Genomic DNA, 19,357 nt, shown 5'->3' on the forward strand with positions numbered 1-19,357 from the left:
ACCGAACAAGAGTCCGACGACAGGGAGCAGACGGGAGCTGAGGATGGGACCGCGGGTCAGCACGAGCATATTGGCCGATCGCCTCACCGGCATGATCGGCCCGCGCGCGAGCGTTGCGCGCGGCGTGCTCGATCAGCACGGGCAGAGCGAATCGCACTATCGAAATTTACCGCCCGACATCGTCGTCTTCCCGGAAACCACACAGGAGGTCGCGGAGATCGTAAAGCTCTGCGCCAGCGCGGGCATGCCGATCGTTCCGTTCGGCGCGGGCACCTCGCTCGAAGGCAATGCGGCCGCGGTCGCGGGCGGCGTCTGCTTCGACTTCGCGCGCATGAACAAGGTGCTGACGGTGCATGAGAGCGACATGGATGTCGTCGTGCAGCCCGGCATCACGCGCAAACAGCTCAATGCCGAGCTGCGCGGCACCGGACTTTTCTTTCCGATCGATCCCGGCGCCGACGCCTCGATCGGCGGCATGACCTCCACGCGCGCGTCCGGCACCATGGCGGTGCGCTACGGCACCATGAAGGACAATGTCATCGCGCTGGAGGTGGTGCTGGCCGACGGGCGCGTGATCCGGACCGCCAGGCGCGCGCGCAAATCGGCCGCCGGCTATGACCTGACGCGTATGTTCGTCGGCGCGGAAGGCACGCTTGGCGTCATCACCGAAGTCACATTGAAGGTGCATCCCGTGCCGCAGGCGATCTCCGCTGCGGTCTGCAGCTTCGATACCCTGCACGATGCCGTGAACACTGCGATCTCCGTGATCCAGTCCGCGATCCCCGTGGCACGCATCGAGCTGCTCGACGACGTCATGATGAGCGGCATCAATGCCTACGCGAAGCTTGGCTATCGCGAAGCCCCCACTTTGTTCTTCGAATTCCACGGCTCCGAGACTTCCGTGGCCGAGCAGGCCGAAGCCGCGCAGGCGATCGCGGCCGACCATGGCGGCCATGGTTTTGCTTGGGCCAAAGCGCAGGAAGACCGCAGCCGGCTCTGGCACGCCCGCGACAACACGCTTTATGCGGGCCTGGGCTTGCGGCCCGGCGCGCGCGCCGTGATCACCGATGTCTGCGTGCCGATCTCGCGGCTGGCGGAATGCCTGACCGAGACCAGACGCGACGCCGACGAGCACGGTTTTACCGCCCCGATCGTCGGCCATGTCGGCGACGGCAATTTCCATATGCTGATCCTGATCGACCCGGCCAAGCCGGATGAGGCCGAGGGCGCCAAGGCACTTCAGGCCCGCATGGTCGCCCGCGCGATCGCCATGGACGGCACCTGCACCGGCGAGCACGGCATCGGGCTCGGCAAGATCGATTATCTCGCCGATGAACTCGGCGAGGCCGTCGATGTGATGCGGTCGATCAAGACCGCGCTCGATCCTGATGGACTGATGAACCCCGGAAAGATCTTTGCGAGCGGAGTGCACGCATGAGCAGCGCCGCATTGGCCATCGAGCCCGCCTCACCCGCACCTCTGCTGGAGCTGCGCGGCATCAGCAAGGAGTTTCCCGGCGTCAAGGCGCTGGATGATGTTTCCTTTGCCGTCTTCCCCGGCGAAGTCCATATGCTTTTGGGGGAGAACGGCGCCGGCAAGTCGAGCCTGATGAAGGTGCTGTGCGGCGCCTACCGCGCCGACGCCGGCGAGTTCTATTACAAGGGCGACAAGGTCGCGATCTCTTCGACCGCGGACGCGCAGAAGCTCGGCATTGCCGTGATCTTCCAGGAATTCTCGCTGGTCCCCCATCTCGATATCGCCCAGAACATCTTCCTCGGCCGCGAGCCGAAGGGCCGCATTCCCGGCACGATCGACCGCCGCAAGATCCTGGCCGACGCCAGGTGCGTGCTCGGCACGATCGGGTTCGACATCGATCCCTCCACCACCGTCGACAAGTTAGGGGTGGCGCAGCAGCAGATGGTCGAGATCGCAAAGGCGATCAGCCAGAACGCGCGCATCCTGGTCATGGACGAGCCGACGGCGGCGCTGTCCGACCGCGAGACCGAGCTGCTGTTTGCTCTGATCGCGCGGCTGAAGGCCGACGGCGTATCCATCGTCTATATCTCTCACCGCATGGCCGAGGTGTTCGCGCTCGGCGACCGCATCACGGTGATGCGCGACGGCCGCCGCATCGACGGCGTTCGCCCCGCCGACGTCACGCCGGACCAGCTCGTCCGCATGATGGTCGGCCGCAACGTCGACATGACCTACCCGCGCAACTTCGCGGACAAGCCCGGTGAACTGCTGCTCGAGGTCAAGGGCCTGAGCGCATCGAGCGGCATCTCCGATATCAACATCGAGGTGCGCCGGGGCGAGATCGTCGGCCTGTGCGGCCTGGTCGGTTCCGGCCGCAGCGAGGTCGCCCGCGCCATCTTCGGCGCCGATGCTGTGACGTCAGGCGAGATCATTTTCGACGGCAAGGCCATCTCCGGCGAGCCTGACCTTGCCGCCCGCCGCGGCATCGCGCTGATCCCGGAGAGCCGCAAGAGCGAGGGCCTCGCCCTGCTGCGGTCCGTGAGCGACAATCTGGTGGTGTCCGCGCTGCGAAAACTGTTCCCGAGCGGCCTGTTCGACCAGCGCAGCGCGCAGCGCACGTCCGACGGCCTGATCCGGCAGCTCCGCATCGCAACGCCAAGCGCGCGCCAGATTGTCGGCCTGCTCTCGGGCGGCAACCAGCAGAAGGTCGTGATCGGCAAGTGGCTGGCGGCCGGCTCAAAGCTCTTCATCTTCGACGAGCCGACGCGGGGCATCGACATCGGCGCCAAATCCGAGATCTTTGCGCTGATCGACCGGCTGGTCGCCGAAGGCGCGGCGGCCTTGATGATCTCGTCCGAGCAGGTCGAGATCTGCCATGTCTGCGACCGTGCCTATGTGATGCGGGAGGGCCGCATCGCCGGACACCTGACCCGCAGCGAACTGACCGAGGAGAACATCGTGCGACTGGGGATGCATCATGCGTGAAGCCGCGGTCGTCTCTCAACCCAATCCGCTGCAACGCATTCCCGGCGTTGCCATCGTCTTGGTGCTGCTGATCGCCCTGTTCAGCGCGATCGCGCCCGGCTTCCTGTCGGTCGCCAACCTCTCCAACGTGCTGGTGCAGTCGACCATCCTGACCATGCTGGCGCTGCCGATGACCTTGATCATCATGACCGAGGGGCTGGACCTGTCGATGGGCGCGGTGCTGACGCTGACCTCGCTCTGCGTCGCCATCGTGTCGCTCGCGACCAAGTCGATGTTGCTGGGCCTCGGCGCCGGGCTGCTCGTCGGCGCAGCCTTCGGCTTCGCCAACGGCTGGCTGGTCGCCATCGTCGGCATTCCGCCCTTCGTCGCGACGCTGGGCACGCTCGGCATGGCGCAGGGCCTGTCGCTGATCGTCAGCGACGGCCAGAGCGTGGTCGGCATCCCCCACAGCGTGCGCGACATCTATTCGGCGACGCTTCTCGGCGTGCCCGTGCCCATCGTGATGGCGCTGGTGACCTATGCGGCCTTCCACGGACTGCTCTACCACACCCGCTTCGGCACCTACATCTTCGCGCTCGGCGGCAACCGCGAAGCGCTGCGCTATGCCGGCCTCTCGCCGAACAAGCTGCTGATCGCGGTCTACGCGATCGGCGGCGCCATGGCCGGCATTGCCGGCCTGCTGATGACCGCGCGCATGAATTCCGGCCACCCGACCGCCGGCCTCGGTCTCGAATTCGACGCCATCGCCGCGGTCGCGGTCGGCGGTACCTCGTTCGAGCGCGGCAATGGCTGGCTGCTCGGCACGTTGCTCGGCGTGATCGCGGTCGGCGTGCTTCGCAATGGGCTCAACCTGATCTCGATGCCCTCTTCGGTGCAGGTCGCAAGCGTCGGCGTCCTCGTCATCGTCGCCCTCTTCCTCGACGGCCTCCGGAGCCGCGCATGACCGACATCTCCAAAGAGGCCCTCTCGCCGCCCCGCTCGTTCCTGTCGCAGGATGCGATCCAGGTGTTCTATCGCCTGCTCGCGGCGCTGCTGATCTGCGCGGTGCTCGCCGTGCTCAGCGATTCCTTCCTGAGCCTCGGCAATATCCTCAACGTGCTGAGACAAGCGAGCCTGACCTTCTTCATCGCGTCCGGCCTGACGCTGGTCGTGCTCACCGCCGGCCTCGATCTCTCCGTCGGCGCCAATGTCGCGCTGTCCGCCTGTATCGCTGGCACCGTGATCCACAAGACCGGCTCGCCGGCGCTCGGCATCCTCACCGGGCTCGCCTGTGGCGGCATCGTTGGCCTGCTCAACGGTATCATGGTCACCGCACTGCGCATCCCCTCCTTCATCGCCACCTATGGCATGCTCTGGGTGCTGAACGGCCTCACCTACTGGTACATGGCGGGCGAAACCCTGCACGGCTTCCCGGCAGGCTTCCGCCAGATCGGCAGCGGCTATCTGTTCGGCCTGCCCATCCCGGTCTATCTGCTGCTGGTGTTCCTCGGGATCGGAACGCTGTTTGCGCAGCGAACGATCTGGGGCCAGGAGATCTATGCGATCGGCGCCAATCCGGTCGCCGCCCGCCTCTCCGGCATTCCGGTCGCACGGCGCCTGCTGCTGGTCTACGCCGTCTCCGGCACCATGGCAGGACTGGCCTCGATCATCTTCCTGTCGCGGCTCAATTCGGCCGAAGCCGATATCGGCGAAAGCCTGACGCTGCCCGCGATCGCAGCCGTGCTGATCGGCGGCACCTCGCTGTTCGGAGGGGTTGGCACCGTGTTCGGCACCTTCATCGGCGCGCTGATCCTGACGCTGGTGCTGAACGGCATGAACCTCTTGTCGGTCAGCGCCAACTGGCAGCCGCTCGTCACCGGCATCATCGTCATTCTCGCGGTCTGGCTCGACATGAAGACCCGCCRCCGCGCGCAATGAGCTCTTAGAAATCCAACAAGCAAAATGAGGGATGGAGGCAACATGAAACAGACACTGGGTTATTTGGCGCTGCCGCTGCTGATGGCAGCCGCGTTCACCACGCAAGCGCGCGCCGACGGCGAGACCATCGCCGTGTTCACCAAGAACCAGACCAATCCGTTTTTCCAGACGGTGCGGGTCGGTGCCGACAACATGGCGAAAGCGCTGAACGCGAAGACGCTGCAGTACATCCCGACCAAGCCGGACTCGATCCCCGAGCAGCTCAGCCAGATCGAGGACGTCGTGGTGAAGAAGCCGAGCGCGATCGTGTTCACGCCGGTCGACTACAAGGCGATGGTGCCGGGCGTCGAGAAGATCAACGAGGCGAAAATCCCCGTCGTCAACATCACCGACCGCTCCGCCGGCGGCAAGTTCCTCTCCTTCGTCGGCGCCGATGATTACAGCCTCGGACTGGAAACCGCGCGTTTCCTGCTCAAGACTTTGGGCGGCAAGGGCAACATCGTCATCATCGAGGGCGTCAAGGGCTCGCTGACCAATGTCGATCGCGTCCGCGGCTTCAACGACGCGCTGAAGGAGAATTCGGGCGCCAAGCTGCTGGCCTCGCAGCCCGGCAACTACCAGCGGCTGCAGGCGCTCCAGGTCATGGAGAACCTGATGCAGTCGAACCCGCAGATCGACGGCGTGCTGGCGGCCAACGACGCCATGGCGGTCGGCGCGATCGAGGCGCTCGACGGCGCGAACCGCAAGGCCCAGGTGATCGGCATCAACGGCACCAAGGAGGCGATCGACGCGATCAAGTCCGGCAAGCTGCTTGCGAGCGGCGACTACAACGGATTTGCGCAAGGGTGCCTCGGCACCATGATGGCGATCCGCAGCTTGCGTAACCAGCCTGTTATCGCCGAGATCGTGCTGAAGCCGACCGTCATCACCAAGGACAATTACCAGCCGTTCGACGTGCCGTTGGAGCAGCGGACCTGCCCGACCTTCGAGGACGCCGGCAAGCTCGGCGCCAAGTAGACTAACCAATAACGTCAAGTCCGGACGGCCGCTCTAGCGGCCGTCCCAAGAACGACGCCAAGAAACGGAGACACCATGCTGTTCGCCATTCACGCCATCGACCGTGCCGGTGCGCTGCCGACCCGGCTCGCCAATTACGACGCTCACAAGGCCTTCCTGAGCGACACCTCGCGCTTCGGCGTCAAGATCGTGATGTCGGGGCCGCTGGTCTCCGACGACGGCGCGACCATGATCGGCAGCCTGTTCCTGATCGAGGCGCCCGGCCGCGCCGAGGTCGAAGCCTTCAACCACGCCGATCCCTTCACCGCAGCCGGCATCTGGGAGAAAGTCACGATCACAGGCTTCCTGCGCCGCCAGGGCTGAGGGGACTACGGCGCCTCTTCGAGGTGACAAGCCACCCATTGCTCGGGTCCGGTCGAGCGCAGCGTCGGCTCCTCCGACCGGCAGCGATCGAAGACGTATGGGCAACGGGTGTGGAAGCGGCACCCGCTCGGCGGGTTGATCGGGCTCGGCACGTCCCCCTTGAGGATGATGGGATTGCGCTGGGCGCCGGGCTCGGGCAACGGGACCGCGGAGAGCAACGCCTTGGTGTAGGGATGCCTTGGCGCGGCAAAAATCTCGCGGCGCGGCGCCACTTCGACGATCTTGCCGAGATACATCACCGCGACACGATGGGTCATGTGCTCGACGATGGCGAGGTCATGGCTGATGAACAGCAGCGCCAGGCCGAACTCGCGCTGCAGGTCCTGCAAGAGATTGACGATCTGCGCCTTGACCGAGACGTCGAGCGCCGAGACCGCCTCGTCGCAGACGATCAGCTCGGGCTCGGCTGCGAGCGCCCGCGCGATACCGATGCGCTGACGCTGGCCGCCGGAGAATTCGTGCGGCCTGCGGTTGAGCGCCTCGCGCGGCAGCCGCACGGTGTCCATCAGCGCCGTCACACGGGTTTCGAGATCGGCGGCGGATTTGGCGAGGCCAAAATTGCGGATCGGCTCGGCCAGGATGTCGCGCACCCGCATGCGCGGATTGAGGCTCGAGAACGGATCCTGGAACACCACCTGCACGCGGCGGCGCATCTGGCGCATCGTGCTTGGATGCGCGTCGTCGATGCGCTGGCCATCGAGGATCACCTGGCCCGCCGTGATGTCGAACAGCCGCAGGATGGCGCGGCCGACCGTGGACTTGCCGCAGCCGGACTCGCCGACCAGCGACAGCGTTTCGCCCTTCGCGATCTCGAAGGACACACCGTCGACGGCATAGACATATTCGGACTTGCGGCCGAACAAGCCCTTTTTGACCGGAAAATGCTTCTTGAGGTCGTTGACCTGGAGCAGCGGAGGACTCATGCCGCGATGGCCCCCTTGGCGGCGTAGTGGCAGGCGGCGACGTGGCGAGGCGCCTTCTCTTCGAGCCCCGGCGCATATTGGCGGCAGAGATCGGTCGCGAGCGCGCAGCGGCCGGCGAAGACGCAGCCGATGATGGGCTTGCGCAAATCAGGCACCTGCCCCGGGATTTCGGCCAGCCGCCGCGCGGTGCCTGTTAGCGAGGAGCCGAGCCGCGGCACGGCGCCGAGCAGGCCCTGCGTATAGGGATGGCGCGGCGAGCGGAACAGCTCGGCAACGGGCGCCTCCTCGACTTTGCGGCCGGCATACATGACCATGACGCGCTCGGCGATCTCGGCGACGACGCCGAGATCGTGGGTGATCAGGATGATCGCCGCGCCGACCCGGCGCTTGAGATCGAGCATCAGCTTCAGGATCTGCGCCTGGATGGTGACGTCGAGCGCGGTGGTCGGTTCGTCCGCGATCAGGAGCTTTGGATTGCAGGCCAGCGCAATCGCGATCATCACGCGCTGGCGCATGCCGCCGGAAAGCTGGTGCGGGTATTCGCGCACGCGCCGCTTCGGCTCGGGAATGCCGACCAGCGTCAGCATCTCGATCGCATGCGCCTCGGCTGCCTGCTTGTCGAGGCCCTGATGGATCATCAGCGTCTCGCGGATCTGGCGGCCGACCGTCAGAACCGGGTTGAGGCTCGTCATCGGCTCCTGAAAGATCATCGAGATGTCGTTGCCGCGGATGGCGCGCATCTCGCGATCGGACAGTTGCAGCAGGTCCCTGCCCGCAAAGCGGACAGCGCCTGCGATCCTGCCCGGCGGCTCCGGAATCAGCCGCATCAGCGACATCGAGGTCACCGACTTGCCGCAGCCGGATTCGCCGACGATGGCGAGCGTCTCGCCTTCGTTGACATGAAAGGAGACGCCGTCGACCGCACGGTTGATGCCGCCGGGCGTGCGAAAGTGGGTCTGGAGGTTCTCGACTTCGAGCAAAGCCATCGCGATCAGCCTCTCGACATCAGAGGGTCTTGGCCATGCGCGGATCGAGCGCATCGCGAAGGCCGTCGCCGAGCAGGTTCACGGCGAGCACGGTGACGGAGAGGAACGCCGCCGGGAAGAACACGATGTAGGGCTTGACCTGCCACAGCGCGCGCCCCTCCGCCATGATGTTGCCCCAGGACGGAATGGTGGGCGGCGTGCCCGCCCCGATGAAGGACAGGATCGCCTCCGTGATCATGGCGCTGGCGCAGATGTAAGTCGCCTGAACCAGCATCGGCGCCAGCGTGTTGGGCAGGATGTGGCGCAGGATGATCATCGGCGTGCGCGTGCCGCAGGCGACCGCGGCGTCCACATAGGGCTGCTCGCGCAGCGACAGCACCACACTACGGACAAGACGGGAAACCCGCGGGATCTCGGCGATGGTGATGGCCAGGATGACGTTGCCGACACTGCCGCGCGTCAGCGCCATCAGCGCGATTGCGAGCAGAATTGGCGGGATCGACATCAAACCGTCCATGAAGCGCATCAAAATGCCGTCGGCCCAGCGGACGAAACCGGAGACCATGCCGATGGCGAGACCCGCCACGGAGGCGAAGATCGCAACTGACAGGCCGACCGTGAGCGAGACCCGCGCACCGAATAGCACGCGCGAATAGATGTCGCGGCCAAGCACATCGGTGCCGAACCAGTAGAGTGCCGACGGAGCCCGCGTGCGCTTGGCGGGCGCGAGCGCAGTCGGGTCGACCGTCCAGAGGTACGGCGCGAAGATCGCGATGAAGACGAGTGCCAGCAGCAGTGCGCCGCCGATCGCGACGGTCGGATGGCCGCGCAAGAATCCCAGGAAACCGCGCCGGATCCTAACCGGCCGCAGGATTTCAGGCAGTTGCGGCGCGAGAACGAAGCCGGCCGGCAGCGCTTGCGGATTGACGGTCGTATCGGTCAATAGCGGATCCTCGGGTCAACGAGCGTATAGATGACGTCGATCATCAGATTGACGAGGACGTAGACGAAGCTGAAGAGAAGCACGATGCCCTGGATGACGGGATAGTCGCGGCGCAGGATCGCGTCGATCGTGAGCCGGCCGAGGCCGGGGATCGCGAACACGCTTTCCGTGACGACGGCGCCGCCGATCAGGAGTGCAATGCCGATCCCGATCACCGTGACGATCGGCACCGCGGCGTTCTTCAGCGCGTGAACGAAGAGGATGCCGCCTTGCCCGAGGCCCTTGGCCCGCGCGGTGCGGATATAGTCCTGCTGCAAGACTTCAAGCATGGTGGCACGCGTGATGCGCGCGATCAGCGCGATGTAGACGCAGCCGAGCGCGATCGATGGCAGGATCAGGTTTTGCAGCCACGGCCAGAAGCCTTCCGTGAGCGGCGTATAGCCCTGCACCGGAAGCCATTCGAGCTCGAGTGCGAAGACATAGGCGAGGATATAGCCGACGACGAAGACGGGCAGCGAGAAGCCGAACACGGCGAATGCCATGATGACGCGGTCGATCAGGCTCCCCGCCTTCCACGCGGCCACGACGCCAAGCGGCACCGCGACCACGATGGTGAGTAGCAGCGTGACCATCATCAGCGACAGTGTCGGCCCGAGACGCTGTCCGATCATCGTCGAGACCGGAAGGTTGGTGAAGATCGAGGTGCCGAGATCGCCGTGCAGAATGCGCCAGACCCAGCTTCCGAACTGGATCAGGAAAGGACGGTCGAGACCCAGACTCTGGCGAATGCGCTCCACATCCTCCGGGCTCGCCTGGTCGCCCGCGATCACCACGGCGGGATCACCCGGCGCGATGTAGAGCAGGCTGAACACGAACAGCGCGACGATTGCCATCACCGGCAAGGTCGAGACGATACGACGGAGGATGTAAGAGAGCATCTGGCTTCAGCGTACCATCATGCGGATTTCGACACGTTCCAGAAGAACGGCAGCGGCCCCTTGGTGATGCCGGAGACGTTCTTGCGCCATGCCGTGTAGGTCAGGAAGAAGCCGGTCGGCGCGTAGACGACATCCTCGAGCGCCGCCTTGTTGACCTGCCCGATCGCGGCCTTCTCCTCCTCGAGATTCTTGGCGTCGAACCAGGCCGTGATCTCCTTCTCGGTGTTCGGGCTGTTGGGCCAGCCGAACCAGGCCTTGTCGCCATTGGCGCGGATGGCGGTGTAGGCGGCCGGATTGATGCAATCGGCGCCGGCGTGCCAGCTGTGGAACATATTCCAGCCGCCCTGCCCCGGCGGTGTCTTCATCGCGCGGCGCGCGCCCACCGTGCCCCAATCGGTCGCGACGAAATCGACATTCATGCCGAGCTTCTTGAGCAGATCCGCGGTGACGTCGCCCTGCGCCTTCGTGATCGACTGGTCCTGCGCGACCACGCATGTGACCGGCTGGCCGGAATAGCCGCTCTCGGCGAGCAGCTTCTTGGCTGCATCGAAATCGCGTTTTCCTTTCAGGATCTCGCCGCCCAACTCGGTGTAGAGCGGTGTGTCCGGCGTAAAAAAGCCGGGCAGCGACTTCCACAACGTATCGTCGTCGCCGACAAGCGCACGCATATAGTCTTCCTGGCTCAACGCCATCAGCACCGCGCGCCTCGCCTTCACATTGTTGAAGGGTGGGTGCAGATGGTTCATGCGGAAGGAGCCGATATTGCCGAGGGGATCGCCGATATCGACGCTGATGTTCTTGTTCTTCTTCAGCACGGGCACGAGATCGGAGATCGGGTTCTCCCACCAGTCGACCTCCCCGTTCTGCAAGGCGGCGGCAGCGGTGGCCGGATCCGGCATCACCAGCCACTCGACGCGATCGACCAGGATGTTCTTGCCGCCGGCAAGCCACGACGCCTTCTCCTGTCGCGGCACGTAGTCGGTGAACTTCTCGAACACCGACTTGGCGCCGGGCACCCATTCGCTCTTGGCGAACTTCATCGGACCCGAGCCGACATATTCGGTGATCTGCTTGAACGGATCGGTCTTCGAGATGCGCTCGGGCATGATGAAGGAGCACGGCGCGTTGTTCTTGGCCAACGCGTACAGCATTTTCGGGAAAGGCTGCTTCAGGACCCACTTGAAGGTGCGGTCGTCGACCGGAGTCAATTCCTGCTGAATAGCCAGGATCATCAGACCCATGGGATCGCGCGCGGCCCAGCGCGACAGGCTCGCGACGACATCCTTGCTCAGCACCGGCTCGCCGTCATGGAACTTGAGACCCGGGCGCAGCTTGAAGGTCCAGGTCTTGCCGTCGTCGGTGGTCTCCTCGGACTCGACCATCTGACGCTGCGGCTGCAGCTTGGCATCGACGCCGTAGAGCGTGTCCCAGACCAGCGCCGCCGCGTTGCGCACGACATATTGCGTGCCCCAGATCGGATCGAAATTGGCGAGGTTGGCTTGCGGCACGAAGCGCAGGGTGCGCGCAGAGGCGCCTTGTGCGATCGCCGGGGCCGAGAGGCCGCCCGACAATGCCAGACCGCCCGCGCCGGCCAGTCCCTTCAAAACGGTCCTGCGATCCATGAAATCCTCCCAGTTGTGCCGTGATGCCGGCCATCGTTGGCCAAAGGCAGGTGAAACCAGAACCCATTGGCGTGCAAATGGTATGCCACTAACCGGGCCTTCGCCAGCGGGATCTCTTCGGGATCTCGACCGGTTCAGGCGTCAAAGTGCGACCGCCAGTGCCGGCCCGGTCTCGATGTGCGGGATCGCCTCGACCAGCTTGCGCGTGTAGTCGGTCTTGGGATTGTCGAACAGCGCCCGGCTCTCCCCCTGCTCCACGATGCCGCCGTTGCGCAGCACGATGGTGCGGTCGCAGAGCATGCGCACGACATTGAGATCGTGGCTGACGAACAGCAGCGCGATGTCATTCTCGCGGCGCAAACGGTCGAGCAATTGCAGCACCACCGCCTGCACCGAGACGTCGAGCGCGGCGGTCGGCTCGTCCAGCACCAGCAGCCGCGGCCGGCAGGCGATGGCGCGGGCAATGCCGACGCGCGCCTTCTGGCCGCCGGAGAGCTGGTGCGGAAAACGCGGCAGCAGATCGAGCGGCAAGCCCACCCGCTCCGCACACTCTTCCACCCGCTTGCGCAGCGCATCGCCCGCCCGCATGCCGTCGAGCCGCATCAGGGGATGGGCGATGCAGTCAAAGGCCGTGAAGCGAGGGTTGAGGCTCTCGTTCGGGTCCTGGAAGACCATCTGGATGTCTTTGCGCAGCGGCGAGCGATGGAAGTCGCGCGAGGCGACATGGCCGATCGACTGCCCGTCGAACACGATATCGCCTTCGCTCGGGTCGATCAGGCGGCAGATCATCCGCGACGTCGTGCTCTTGCCGGAGCCGGACTCGCCAACGAGCCCGACGCTCTCGCCGCCGGCCATCGTCATCGAGAAATCCGCGACCGCCGCGGAGCCCTGGTCAAAACGCTTGGCGAGCTTGCGCACCTCGAGGAGCGGTGGCGTCCCGTGCGGGAGCTCCTGCCTTGGCTTGCTGACGATCGTCGCGTGCCGTTCCCGCTCCTCCTCCGTCACGAGATCCTCGATCCGCGACGTCGCGGTCGGCGATGCCGCAACGAGGCGGCGGGTATAGGCGTGTTGCGGTACGCTGAAAAGCTTTTTGGGGCTCGCTTCCTCGACGATGCGTCCGCGCTCCATCACGGCGATGCGGCGGCAATAGCGTGCGGCGAGACCGAGATCGTGCGTGATCAGGATCGTCGCCATGCCACGCGCGGCGGCAATGTCTGCGAGCAGATCCATCACCACCTTCTGGGTCGTGACGTCGAGGCCGGTGGTCGGCTCGTCGGCGATCAGCAGCGCGGGATTGCAGGAAATCGCGATCGCGATCATCACGCGCTGGCACATGCCGCCGGACAGCTCATGCGGATAGGCGTTCATCCGCGTCTCGGGGTCGCGGATCTGGACAGCGCGCAGCAGCTCGAGCGCCTCGGCGCGCGCGGCGTCCTTCGATATCTTCTTATGCGTGAGGATCGCATCCGCGATCTGCAGGCCGATCGCGCGGATCGGGTTGAGCGCCGCCCGCGGATTCTGGAAGATCATCGACATCGCGGCGCCCTGGAGCTGACGGAGGTCATCGCCCCTGAGTTTTGTGACGTCCTGCCCGCGAAACAGGATCTTGCCGCCGGTGACGCGCCCGGCCGCATCGAGTAGCCGCGTCGTTGCAAAGCCGGTGACCGACTTGCCCGAGCCGCTCTCGCCGACGAGGCCGAGCATCTCGCCCTTCTCGACCGTGAGCGTCACGCCGCGCACGGCCTCGACCATGCCACGCCGCGTCGAGAACGAGACGTGGAGGTCGTTGATCCCTAGCAGCTCCTCGCTCATGTGCGCATCCGCGGGTCGAGAATGTCCCGCATCCCGTCACCGAGGAGATTGAAGCACAGCACCGCCATCATCAGCGCAAGACCCGGAAAGGCCACCAGCCACCACCGCCCGGTCGAGATGAAGCGCGCCCCTTCCGCAACCATGATGCCCCATTCCGGCGTCGGCGGCTTGACGCCAAGGCCGATGAAGGACAGGCCGGCCGCATTGAGAATGGCCCAGCCGAGATTGAGCGAGATCTGCACCGCCATCGCCGGCAGGATATTCGGCAGCAGGAAGCGCAGCACCACCGAGAAATGGCTCTCCCCGCAGGCGCGCGCGGCTTCAACCCAGCCGACATTGCGGCGGACGTTGACCTCGGCGCGCGCGAAGCGGATGTAGAACGGCAGATTGATGATCGCGGTCGCGATCACGATGTTCTCGATCCGGTTGCCCAAGGCGGCAACCATCGCCATCGCCAGCACGAACAGCGGAAAGGCCATCATCACATCGACGAAGCGGCCGACACCGCGATCGAGCTTGCCGCCGGCATAGCCGCAGAACGCGCCGACGACGGCGCCGATCACGAAGGAGATGCCGACCGCGGAAACCGCAATGGCAAGATCGAGCCGCGCGGCGATGATGAGGCGGCTGAACACATCGCGTCCGAGCTGGTCGGTGCCGGCGAGATGGGCCGCGCTCGGCGGCAAAAGAGCCTCCGATACATTGGAGACCACGGGATCATAGGGCACGATCCACGGCCCGAAGATCGCAACCAGGACGAACAGCATGACGCCGGCCGCGGCAACGGCGGTGAGCGGATTGCCGCGCAGGATCCAGACCGAATGGCGGAGAGTTGCGCTGGTCATTCGATCGACACCCTGGGATCGGCGATGCCGTAGCAGATGTCGACCACGAGATTGACCAGCACGAACAGGCTGGCCATCAGCAGCACGAAGCCCTGCACGGGCGCATAGTCGGAGGATAGGAGCGCATCGAGCGCATAGGAAGCGACGCCCGGCCAGGAGAACACTTTCTCCACCAGGACATTCGCGCCCAGCATGGTCGAGAACACGATGCCGGCAATGGTGATGACGGGCAGGATCGCGTTCCGCAGCGCATAGGTCACGACCACCTTGTGCCAGGACAATCCGACCGAGCGCGCGGTGCGCACGAAATCGCTGCCGAGCGAGACCAGCATCGAGGCGCGCGTGATGCGCGCCAGCGGCGCGATCACGAACAGGGCCATGCTCACCGCCGGCAGGATCAGCTGCTTGCAGGCCGCCCACCAGCCCTCGATATCTCCCGCCAGCAGGAAATCGATCGACAGGAACCCGGTCCGTTGCGGCGGAAGCGAAGTGAACACGTCGATCCGCCCGGTCGGATCGGGCGCGAGCCCGAGCAGATAGTAGAAGACATAGATCAACAGCAGGCCCGAGACGAAAGTCGGCACGCAGACGCCGAGCGCGCAGAACAGCCGCACGCCGTGATCGACGATCGAGCCGGGCTTCAAGGCCGCGACCACGCCGAGCGGCACCGCCGCGATCAGCGCGATCAGGAGCGCCGTGAAGGTGAGCTCCAGCGAAGCCGGCAGCCGTTCGCGCAGGTCCTTCAGCACCGGCTGCCCCGTCATCATGGAGCGGCCGAGATTGCCGTGGCCGATGTCCGAGAGATAGAACACGAGCTGCTCCGGCACCGACCTGTCGAGCCCCATCTGCTTGCGGATCTGCTCGATCTCCTCCTTGCCGGCATTGGGCCCCGAGGCGAAGAACACCGCGGGGTCACCGGGCAGCACGCGCATCAGCAGAAAGGTGAACACCAGCACACCGAACAGCGCCGGCAGCGACGACAGAAGCCGCCTGCCCGCCCGTACCATGGTTGCACCAAGACCGGTCGTCACCTCTGAGAGCTCCTCTCGTTGTCCGACGTCACTTGCGGCTGACGTCGCGATAGTCGACCTGGCGGTGGAACTCGTAGGTGTAGCCTTCGACCGACGACGCCATCACCGCATCCTGGTTCGGCTGCCACAGCATGATCTGCGGCATCAGATCGACATGCATCGCGTTGAGCTTGCGGCCGGCGTCCTCATACTTGGCCTTGTCCGGCTCGAAACGGGCCTCCTGCGCGATTGCGGCAAGATCCGGGTTGTTGATCGAGCTGTAATTCCAGCGCTGATTGCCGGTGTAGAAGTTGCGGTAGAAGTAATCGGTCGACGGCAGCCAGGCTACGATGCCTTCGGTGTAGAAGGGAAGCTTCTTCTCGTTGATCTGCGTCGACATCTGCGCGTCCGGCAGCTTCTGGATGTCGACCTTGATCCCGATCTTGCCGAGCGACTCCTTCACCAGTGCCGCCATCGGCTCCGCGGTCGCGGCCTGACCGACGTTGAAGCTGAAGGTGGTCGAAAAACCCTCGGGAAGACCGGCGGCCTTGAGATATTCCCTGGCCTTGTCGAGATCGAGCTTCACCGGCTGCTGGAACGGATAGATGCCGTTCAGCGGCTTGCCGTCCGGCCAGCTCGCGCCGAACAGCGGCGCGCCGCGGCCGAACAGCGCGGCCTTGAACATGTCGTCATAGGGCAGCGCGTAAGCGATGGCACGGCGGACATTGACGTTGTCGAAGGGCGGCATCTGGTTGTTCATCGAGACATAGGTGATCGCATTGTACTGCGGGGTCGAGACCACCTTGAGCTTGCCCTTGGCCTCGAGCGACTGCACGTCGCTGGCCTGGAGATCGACGACGAGGTCGGCATCGCCGCGCTCGACGAGGTTGGCGCGGGTCGCCGGCTCCGGCACGGACTGAATAATCACGCGCTTGAAGAACGCGGGCTTGTTGGCCGAACCGCGATTCCAGGCCTCATCCCGCTTGATGATGACCTGCTCGCCCGGCTTGAAGGTCTCGACCATATAAGCACCGCTACCGGCGGTATGCTCCTTCAGCCATGCGGTGGCCCAGGGATCATCCGACGTCGCGTGCTCTTTTGCCACCTTCGAGTTGATGATCAGGGGATAGACGGTGGCAAGGTTCGGCAGCGCAAGCTTGTCGGGCTTTGGCAGCGTCACCTCGATGGTGAGGGGATCGATCACCTTGAACTGGTCCGCCGACGTCAACGAACCCGTCAGCAACTGGGCCTTGCCGAGGATCGGCGCGGTGACGCAGCGATCGAGCGACCATTTGACGTCCTCGGCCGTGACAGGCGAACCGTCCTGGAACTTGGCGTCCTTGCGCAGGCGGAAGGTGATCTTCAGGCCATCCGGGCTGACGTCGTAGGATTCGGCGAGCTCGCCGGTGATCGTGTCGAGATCGAACACCCATTTGCCGTTGAGCTGCTTGCGGCCGAATGCCACCAGCCGATCGTATGTGCTCATGCTCAGCGCGAAGGATTCGCGCGTCGATCCGGGGATGTTGGGATCGAGCGTGTTGACCGCTGATCCCGTGACATAGCGCAACGTCTCCGCTCTGGTCTGTGCCTGCGAAGGCGCGGTGGCAATGAGCAACAGCGCAGTGGTGGCGAGGACTGAGGCCGCGGGCCTGAAAGACACAAAACGCATTCGTTTTCCCCAAAATTTCGGCAAGAACGCCAGCAAGGCAGGTCAAGAAAGAAGCAAGTTGCGCGCCAATCCCGCAGAGGCGCTTCGTCGCGGCGGTGCATGGATGATCATCGCGATTCCTCCATTGTTCGCGCGGGCCGCGCAACCACGGCCTGCGGCACGTCGTAGGCGCTGAGCGAAGCCCAGTGGCGTTCAACATCGGCGCGAAACAGGCCGCGCGTCAGGCCATTGACCAGCTTGGGAACGGCCGTCGTCATTGCATTGATCGACGATCCCGACGGACCAAAACTCATGGTGGAGGCGATGGCGAAAAGATGGATGTCGGAGATCCACGGCGTCTCGCCCGGCACACGCTCGGTGAAGGCGTAATCGTCAGCGAGATAGGGAAAGCGGCCGAGCCGCGCGTTGTGCTCGCTCGCAGGCGGCTGATAGCGATCGGCCCAGGTCGCGATATTGCCGGCGAAGCGGCGCAGCTCGCCGCGGCCGGCAAAGTTCATGTCGATACCGGTGCCGCAAATGACGAAATCCGCGGTGATCGTGCCGCGAGGTGTCTGCAATTCAACGCCGCCCGCGGTCTGCCTCACAGCTTCGACCGGCGCGCCTTCATGCAGTGTGAAATTGGCATGACGCGCGCAGCGGTCATAAGTCGGCTGCGGAAAGCCTTCGCGCATTTCGAGGATTTTGCGCATGAAGCGCCAGCGCCAGGCATCGTCGAGATCGCTGAGATGGCGCAGGAAGCCGCGAAAGGTCAGCCAGCGATAGGGCTGGATCACCTGGATCTGAGCGCGGCGGCAAAGCAGATGAACTTCGGCGGCGCCCGCCTCCAATGCAGTTGCCGCATTTTCGAAGGCGGAGGCGCCGGCGCCGATCACCGCGACACGCTTGCCGCGCAGGCTTTCGAAGTCGATGTCGTCGGCACCAGTAGCAGCTGAGCTCTCCGGCAGATCGCGCAGCGGCTCGGGCATCATCCAGTCGCCCATGCCCTCCTGCCCCGTTGCCAGCACGATCTTGCGGGCATAGAGCGTCTCGACGCCATCGGCTCGTCCCACGCGCGCGGCGAGCAGACCGTCTGACGCAGGCGCGATCTCCAGAAGCTCGCAGCCGTTACGCACGGGCAGACCGATCGTGCGTCGCAGCCAGAGCAGATAGTCCGCCCAATGCTCTCTCAGGATCAGATTCAGCTCCTGCCAGCTCTCCTTGCCGAAACGGGCTTCGTGCCAGGACTGATAGGTCAGGCTGGGAATATCGAGGTCCGGGCCAGTGTAATCTTTCGGGCTGCGCAGCGTTGGCATGCGGGCATAGGTGAGCCACGGGCCCTCCTTCCCCTCCTCGGCCTTGTCGAGCAGCAGGATGTTGCTGACGCGCGAGCGCATCAGGCCGAAGCCGATGGCGATACCGGACTGGCCGGCGCCGATGATCAGCACATCCAGCGCAGGTTTGCCGTCCGGTCCGATCTTCGGTTCGAGCCATGAGGCGCCGGGATGCGCGATCATGGAGAGATCGGCACGAACGGTCGCTTCGAGCTCTGTCAGCGTGACGCTCATGCCGCGAGCCAGCCTCCGTCGACCACCATCACGGTGCCGGTCGTGAACGACGACGCATCGCTCGCAAGATGCAGCGCGGTCTGAGCGATTTCTTCCGCCTGACCGAAGCGCTTCATGGCGTGGCGGTTGCGGGAGGCTTCGCGCACCTCGTCCGAATTGGCGTGGCGGGCAAAGCTGCGGCGAAGCATCGGCGTGTCGATTGCGCCGGGCGCAATCGCGTTGATGCGGATGCCGTCGATCGCGAAATCCACCGCCATCGTCCGGGTCAGGCTGACGATCGCGCCCTTGGCGGCGATATAGGCGCTGTTGCCCTTGCCGCCGGCGATGGCAAGCTGCGATGCCAGCGTGATGATCGAGCCGCCCTTCTGCCGCTGCATCTGCGGTATAGCAGCTCGCGCCCACAGCCACGTGCCCCCGACATTGGCGCGGAACACCGCATCCCAGTCTTCCGGACTCGTCGTCAGCACCGTGCCGCCACAGGAGAAGCCGGCGGCCGTCATCAGGATGTCGAGCCGGCCGTGTCGTGCGACGACATCACCGACAACGGTCTCGGCAAAAGCGGCATCGCCGACATCACCGACATGTGTCGTGGCCTCGCCAATCAGGCCCAGCGTCTCCTCAAGCCCCGCGGCATCGCGATCGACCAGCGCGAGACGCGCGCCCTCCTCTGCAAACAGCTTTGCGCTGGCGCGGCCGATGCCCGAAGCTGCTCCCGTGATGATGGCCGTGCGTCCCTGCAGCCGCATC

The 19,357-nt window shown here is 65.0% G+C and carries 17 protein-coding genes; 6 read left to right on the forward strand and 11 right to left on the reverse strand.

The genetic code is table 11. The features are described from left to right. Window positions 1–43 precede the first annotated feature (43 nt). The 6 genes from AC1DW2_RS09330 to AC1DW2_RS09355 all read left to right on the forward strand — a co-directional run bounded on the left by AC1DW2_RS09330 (window position 44) and on the right by AC1DW2_RS09355 (window position 6,258). Complete coding sequence (locus AC1DW2_RS09330; protein WP_477005821.1) at window positions 44–1,438, forward strand: FAD-linked oxidase C-terminal domain-containing protein; 1,395 nt, start codon at window positions 44–46, stop codon at window positions 1,436–1,438. After that, the gene (locus AC1DW2_RS09335) at window positions 1,435–2,961 is read left to right on the forward strand and encodes a sugar ABC transporter ATP-binding protein (RefSeq protein WP_477005822.1); all 1,527 of its coding nucleotides are present in this window, start codon (window positions 1,435–1,437) and stop codon (window positions 2,959–2,961) included. The genes AC1DW2_RS09330 and AC1DW2_RS09335 overlap by 4 nt, the downstream gene beginning before the upstream one ends. After that, on the forward strand, window positions 2,954–3,904 hold the full coding sequence (locus tag AC1DW2_RS09340) for an ABC transporter permease (protein WP_063984397.1): 951 nt from the start codon (window positions 2,954–2,956) through the stop codon (window positions 3,902–3,904). Before AC1DW2_RS09335 ends, AC1DW2_RS09340 begins: the two co-directional genes overlap by 8 nt. Further along, window positions 3,901–4,878: an ABC transporter permease gene (locus AC1DW2_RS09345; RefSeq protein WP_477005823.1), complete on the forward strand. Its 978-nt coding sequence runs from the start codon at window positions 3,901–3,903 to the stop codon at window positions 4,876–4,878. Before AC1DW2_RS09340 ends, AC1DW2_RS09345 begins: the two co-directional genes overlap by 4 nt. A 42-nt stretch (window positions 4,879–4,920) precedes the next feature. Beyond that, window positions 4,921–5,895 (forward strand): sugar ABC transporter substrate-binding protein, encoded by a 975-nt coding sequence (locus AC1DW2_RS09350; RefSeq protein ID WP_247308791.1) that lies wholly within the window; start codon window positions 4,921–4,923, stop codon window positions 5,893–5,895. Window positions 5,896–5,970: 75 nt separating this feature from the next. Beyond that, entirely contained in the window at window positions 5,971–6,258 is a 288-nt protein-coding gene (locus AC1DW2_RS09355) for a YciI family protein (protein ID WP_477005824.1), read from the forward strand. A 5-nt stretch (window positions 6,259–6,263) separates the two neighbouring features. Here the strand turns inward: AC1DW2_RS09355 and AC1DW2_RS09360 are convergent, their stop codons facing one another. From AC1DW2_RS09360 to AC1DW2_RS09410, 11 genes are all read right to left on the reverse strand, one after another. Next, window positions 6,264–7,241 (reverse strand): ABC transporter ATP-binding protein, encoded by a 978-nt coding sequence (locus AC1DW2_RS09360; RefSeq protein WP_477005825.1) that lies wholly within the window; start codon window positions 7,239–7,241, stop codon window positions 6,264–6,266. Then, complete coding sequence (locus tag AC1DW2_RS09365; RefSeq protein WP_028148435.1) at window positions 7,238–8,227, reverse strand: ABC transporter ATP-binding protein; 990 nt, start codon at window positions 8,225–8,227, stop codon at window positions 7,238–7,240. Before AC1DW2_RS09365 ends, AC1DW2_RS09360 begins: the two co-directional genes overlap by 4 nt. A 19-nt stretch (window positions 8,228–8,246) precedes the next feature. After that, window positions 8,247–9,170 carry an ABC transporter permease gene (locus AC1DW2_RS09370; RefSeq protein WP_477005826.1) on the reverse strand — a complete coding sequence of 308 codons (924 nt, stop codon included), beginning with the start codon at window positions 9,168–9,170 and terminating at the stop codon, window positions 8,247–8,249. Beyond that, entirely contained in the window at window positions 9,167–10,108 is a 942-nt protein-coding gene (locus AC1DW2_RS09375; RefSeq protein WP_063984403.1) for an ABC transporter permease, read from the reverse strand. Before AC1DW2_RS09375 ends, AC1DW2_RS09370 begins: the two co-directional genes overlap by 4 nt. A gap of 17 nt (window positions 10,109–10,125) precedes the next feature. After that, window positions 10,126–11,730, reverse strand: a complete 1,605-nt coding sequence (locus tag AC1DW2_RS09380; protein ID WP_477005827.1) for an ABC transporter substrate-binding protein — start codon at window positions 11,728–11,730, stop codon at window positions 10,126–10,128. 141 nt (window positions 11,731–11,871) lie between these two features. Further along, window positions 11,872–13,542: a nickel ABC transporter ATP-binding protein NikE gene (gene nikE, locus AC1DW2_RS09385; protein ID WP_477005828.1), complete on the reverse strand. Its 1,671-nt coding sequence runs from the start codon at window positions 13,540–13,542 to the stop codon at window positions 11,872–11,874. After that, window positions 13,539–14,387 carry an ABC transporter permease gene (locus AC1DW2_RS09390; RefSeq protein WP_477005829.1) on the reverse strand — a complete coding sequence of 283 codons (849 nt, stop codon included), beginning with the start codon at window positions 14,385–14,387 and terminating at the stop codon, window positions 13,539–13,541. The genes nikE and AC1DW2_RS09390 overlap by 4 nt, the downstream gene beginning before the upstream one ends. Then, window positions 14,384–15,418 (reverse strand): ABC transporter permease, encoded by a 1,035-nt coding sequence (locus AC1DW2_RS09395; protein ID WP_063984406.1) that lies wholly within the window; start codon window positions 15,416–15,418, stop codon window positions 14,384–14,386. Before AC1DW2_RS09395 ends, AC1DW2_RS09390 begins: the two co-directional genes overlap by 4 nt. A gap of 28 nt (window positions 15,419–15,446) precedes the next feature. Next, window positions 15,447–17,066: an ABC transporter substrate-binding protein gene (locus tag AC1DW2_RS09400; RefSeq protein ID WP_477005830.1), complete on the reverse strand. Its 1,620-nt coding sequence runs from the start codon at window positions 17,064–17,066 to the stop codon at window positions 15,447–15,449. A gap of 107 nt (window positions 17,067–17,173) precedes the next feature. Further along, on the reverse strand, window positions 17,174–18,610 hold the full coding sequence (locus tag AC1DW2_RS09405) for an NAD(P)-binding domain-containing protein (protein ID WP_477005831.1): 1,437 nt from the start codon (window positions 18,608–18,610) through the stop codon (window positions 17,174–17,176). Continuing rightward, window positions 18,607–19,356 carry an SDR family oxidoreductase gene (locus AC1DW2_RS09410; RefSeq protein ID WP_477005832.1) on the reverse strand — a complete coding sequence of 250 codons (750 nt, stop codon included), beginning with the start codon at window positions 19,354–19,356 and terminating at the stop codon, window positions 18,607–18,609. The genes AC1DW2_RS09405 and AC1DW2_RS09410 overlap by 4 nt, the downstream gene beginning before the upstream one ends. Window position 19,357 lies beyond the last annotated feature (1 nt).

The sequence above is a fragment of the Bradyrhizobium sp. P3_C3 genome, assembly GCF_056402655.1.

Bases quoted from the DNA above. Each gene is read 5' to 3' on its own strand.
- AC1DW2_RS09380 (WP_477005827.1), bottom strand. From the start codon at position 11,730: ATGGATCGCAGGACCGTTTTGAAGGGACTGGCCGGCGCGGGCGGTCTG.
- AC1DW2_RS09390 (WP_477005829.1), bottom strand. From the start codon at position 14,387: ATGACCAGCGCAACTCTCCGCCATTCGGTCTGGATCCTGCGCGGCAAT.
- AC1DW2_RS09375 (WP_063984403.1), bottom strand. From the start codon at position 10,108: ATGCTCTCTTACATCCTCCGTCGTATCGTCTCGACCTTGCCGGTGATG.
- AC1DW2_RS09350 (WP_247308791.1), top strand. From the start codon at position 4,921: ATGAAACAGACACTGGGTTATTTGGCGCTGCCGCTGCTGATGGCAGCC.
- nikE (WP_477005828.1), bottom strand. From the start codon at position 13,542: ATGAGCGAGGAGCTGCTAGGGATCAACGACCTCCACGTCTCGTTCTCG.
- AC1DW2_RS09410 (WP_477005832.1), bottom strand. From the start codon at position 19,356: ATGCGGCTGCAGGGACGCACGGCCATCATCACGGGAGCAGCTTCGGGC.
- AC1DW2_RS09340 (WP_063984397.1), top strand. From the start codon at position 2,954: ATGCGTGAAGCCGCGGTCGTCTCTCAACCCAATCCGCTGCAACGCATT.
- AC1DW2_RS09335 (WP_477005822.1), top strand. From the start codon at position 1,435: ATGAGCAGCGCCGCATTGGCCATCGAGCCCGCCTCACCCGCACCTCTG.
- AC1DW2_RS09360 (WP_477005825.1), bottom strand. From the start codon at position 7,241: ATGAGTCCTCCGCTGCTCCAGGTCAACGACCTCAAGAAGCATTTTCCG.
- AC1DW2_RS09355 (WP_477005824.1), top strand. From the start codon at position 5,971: ATGCTGTTCGCCATTCACGCCATCGACCGTGCCGGTGCGCTGCCGACC.
- AC1DW2_RS09400 (WP_477005830.1), bottom strand. From the start codon at position 17,066: ATGCGTTTTGTGTCTTTCAGGCCCGCGGCCTCAGTCCTCGCCACCACT.
- AC1DW2_RS09330 (WP_477005821.1), top strand. From the start codon at position 44: ATGGGACCGCGGGTCAGCACGAGCATATTGGCCGATCGCCTCACCGGC.
- AC1DW2_RS09405 (WP_477005831.1), bottom strand. From the start codon at position 18,610: ATGAGCGTCACGCTGACAGAGCTCGAAGCGACCGTTCGTGCCGATCTC.
- AC1DW2_RS09365 (WP_028148435.1), bottom strand. From the start codon at position 8,227: ATGGCTTTGCTCGAAGTCGAGAACCTCCAGACCCACTTTCGCACGCCC.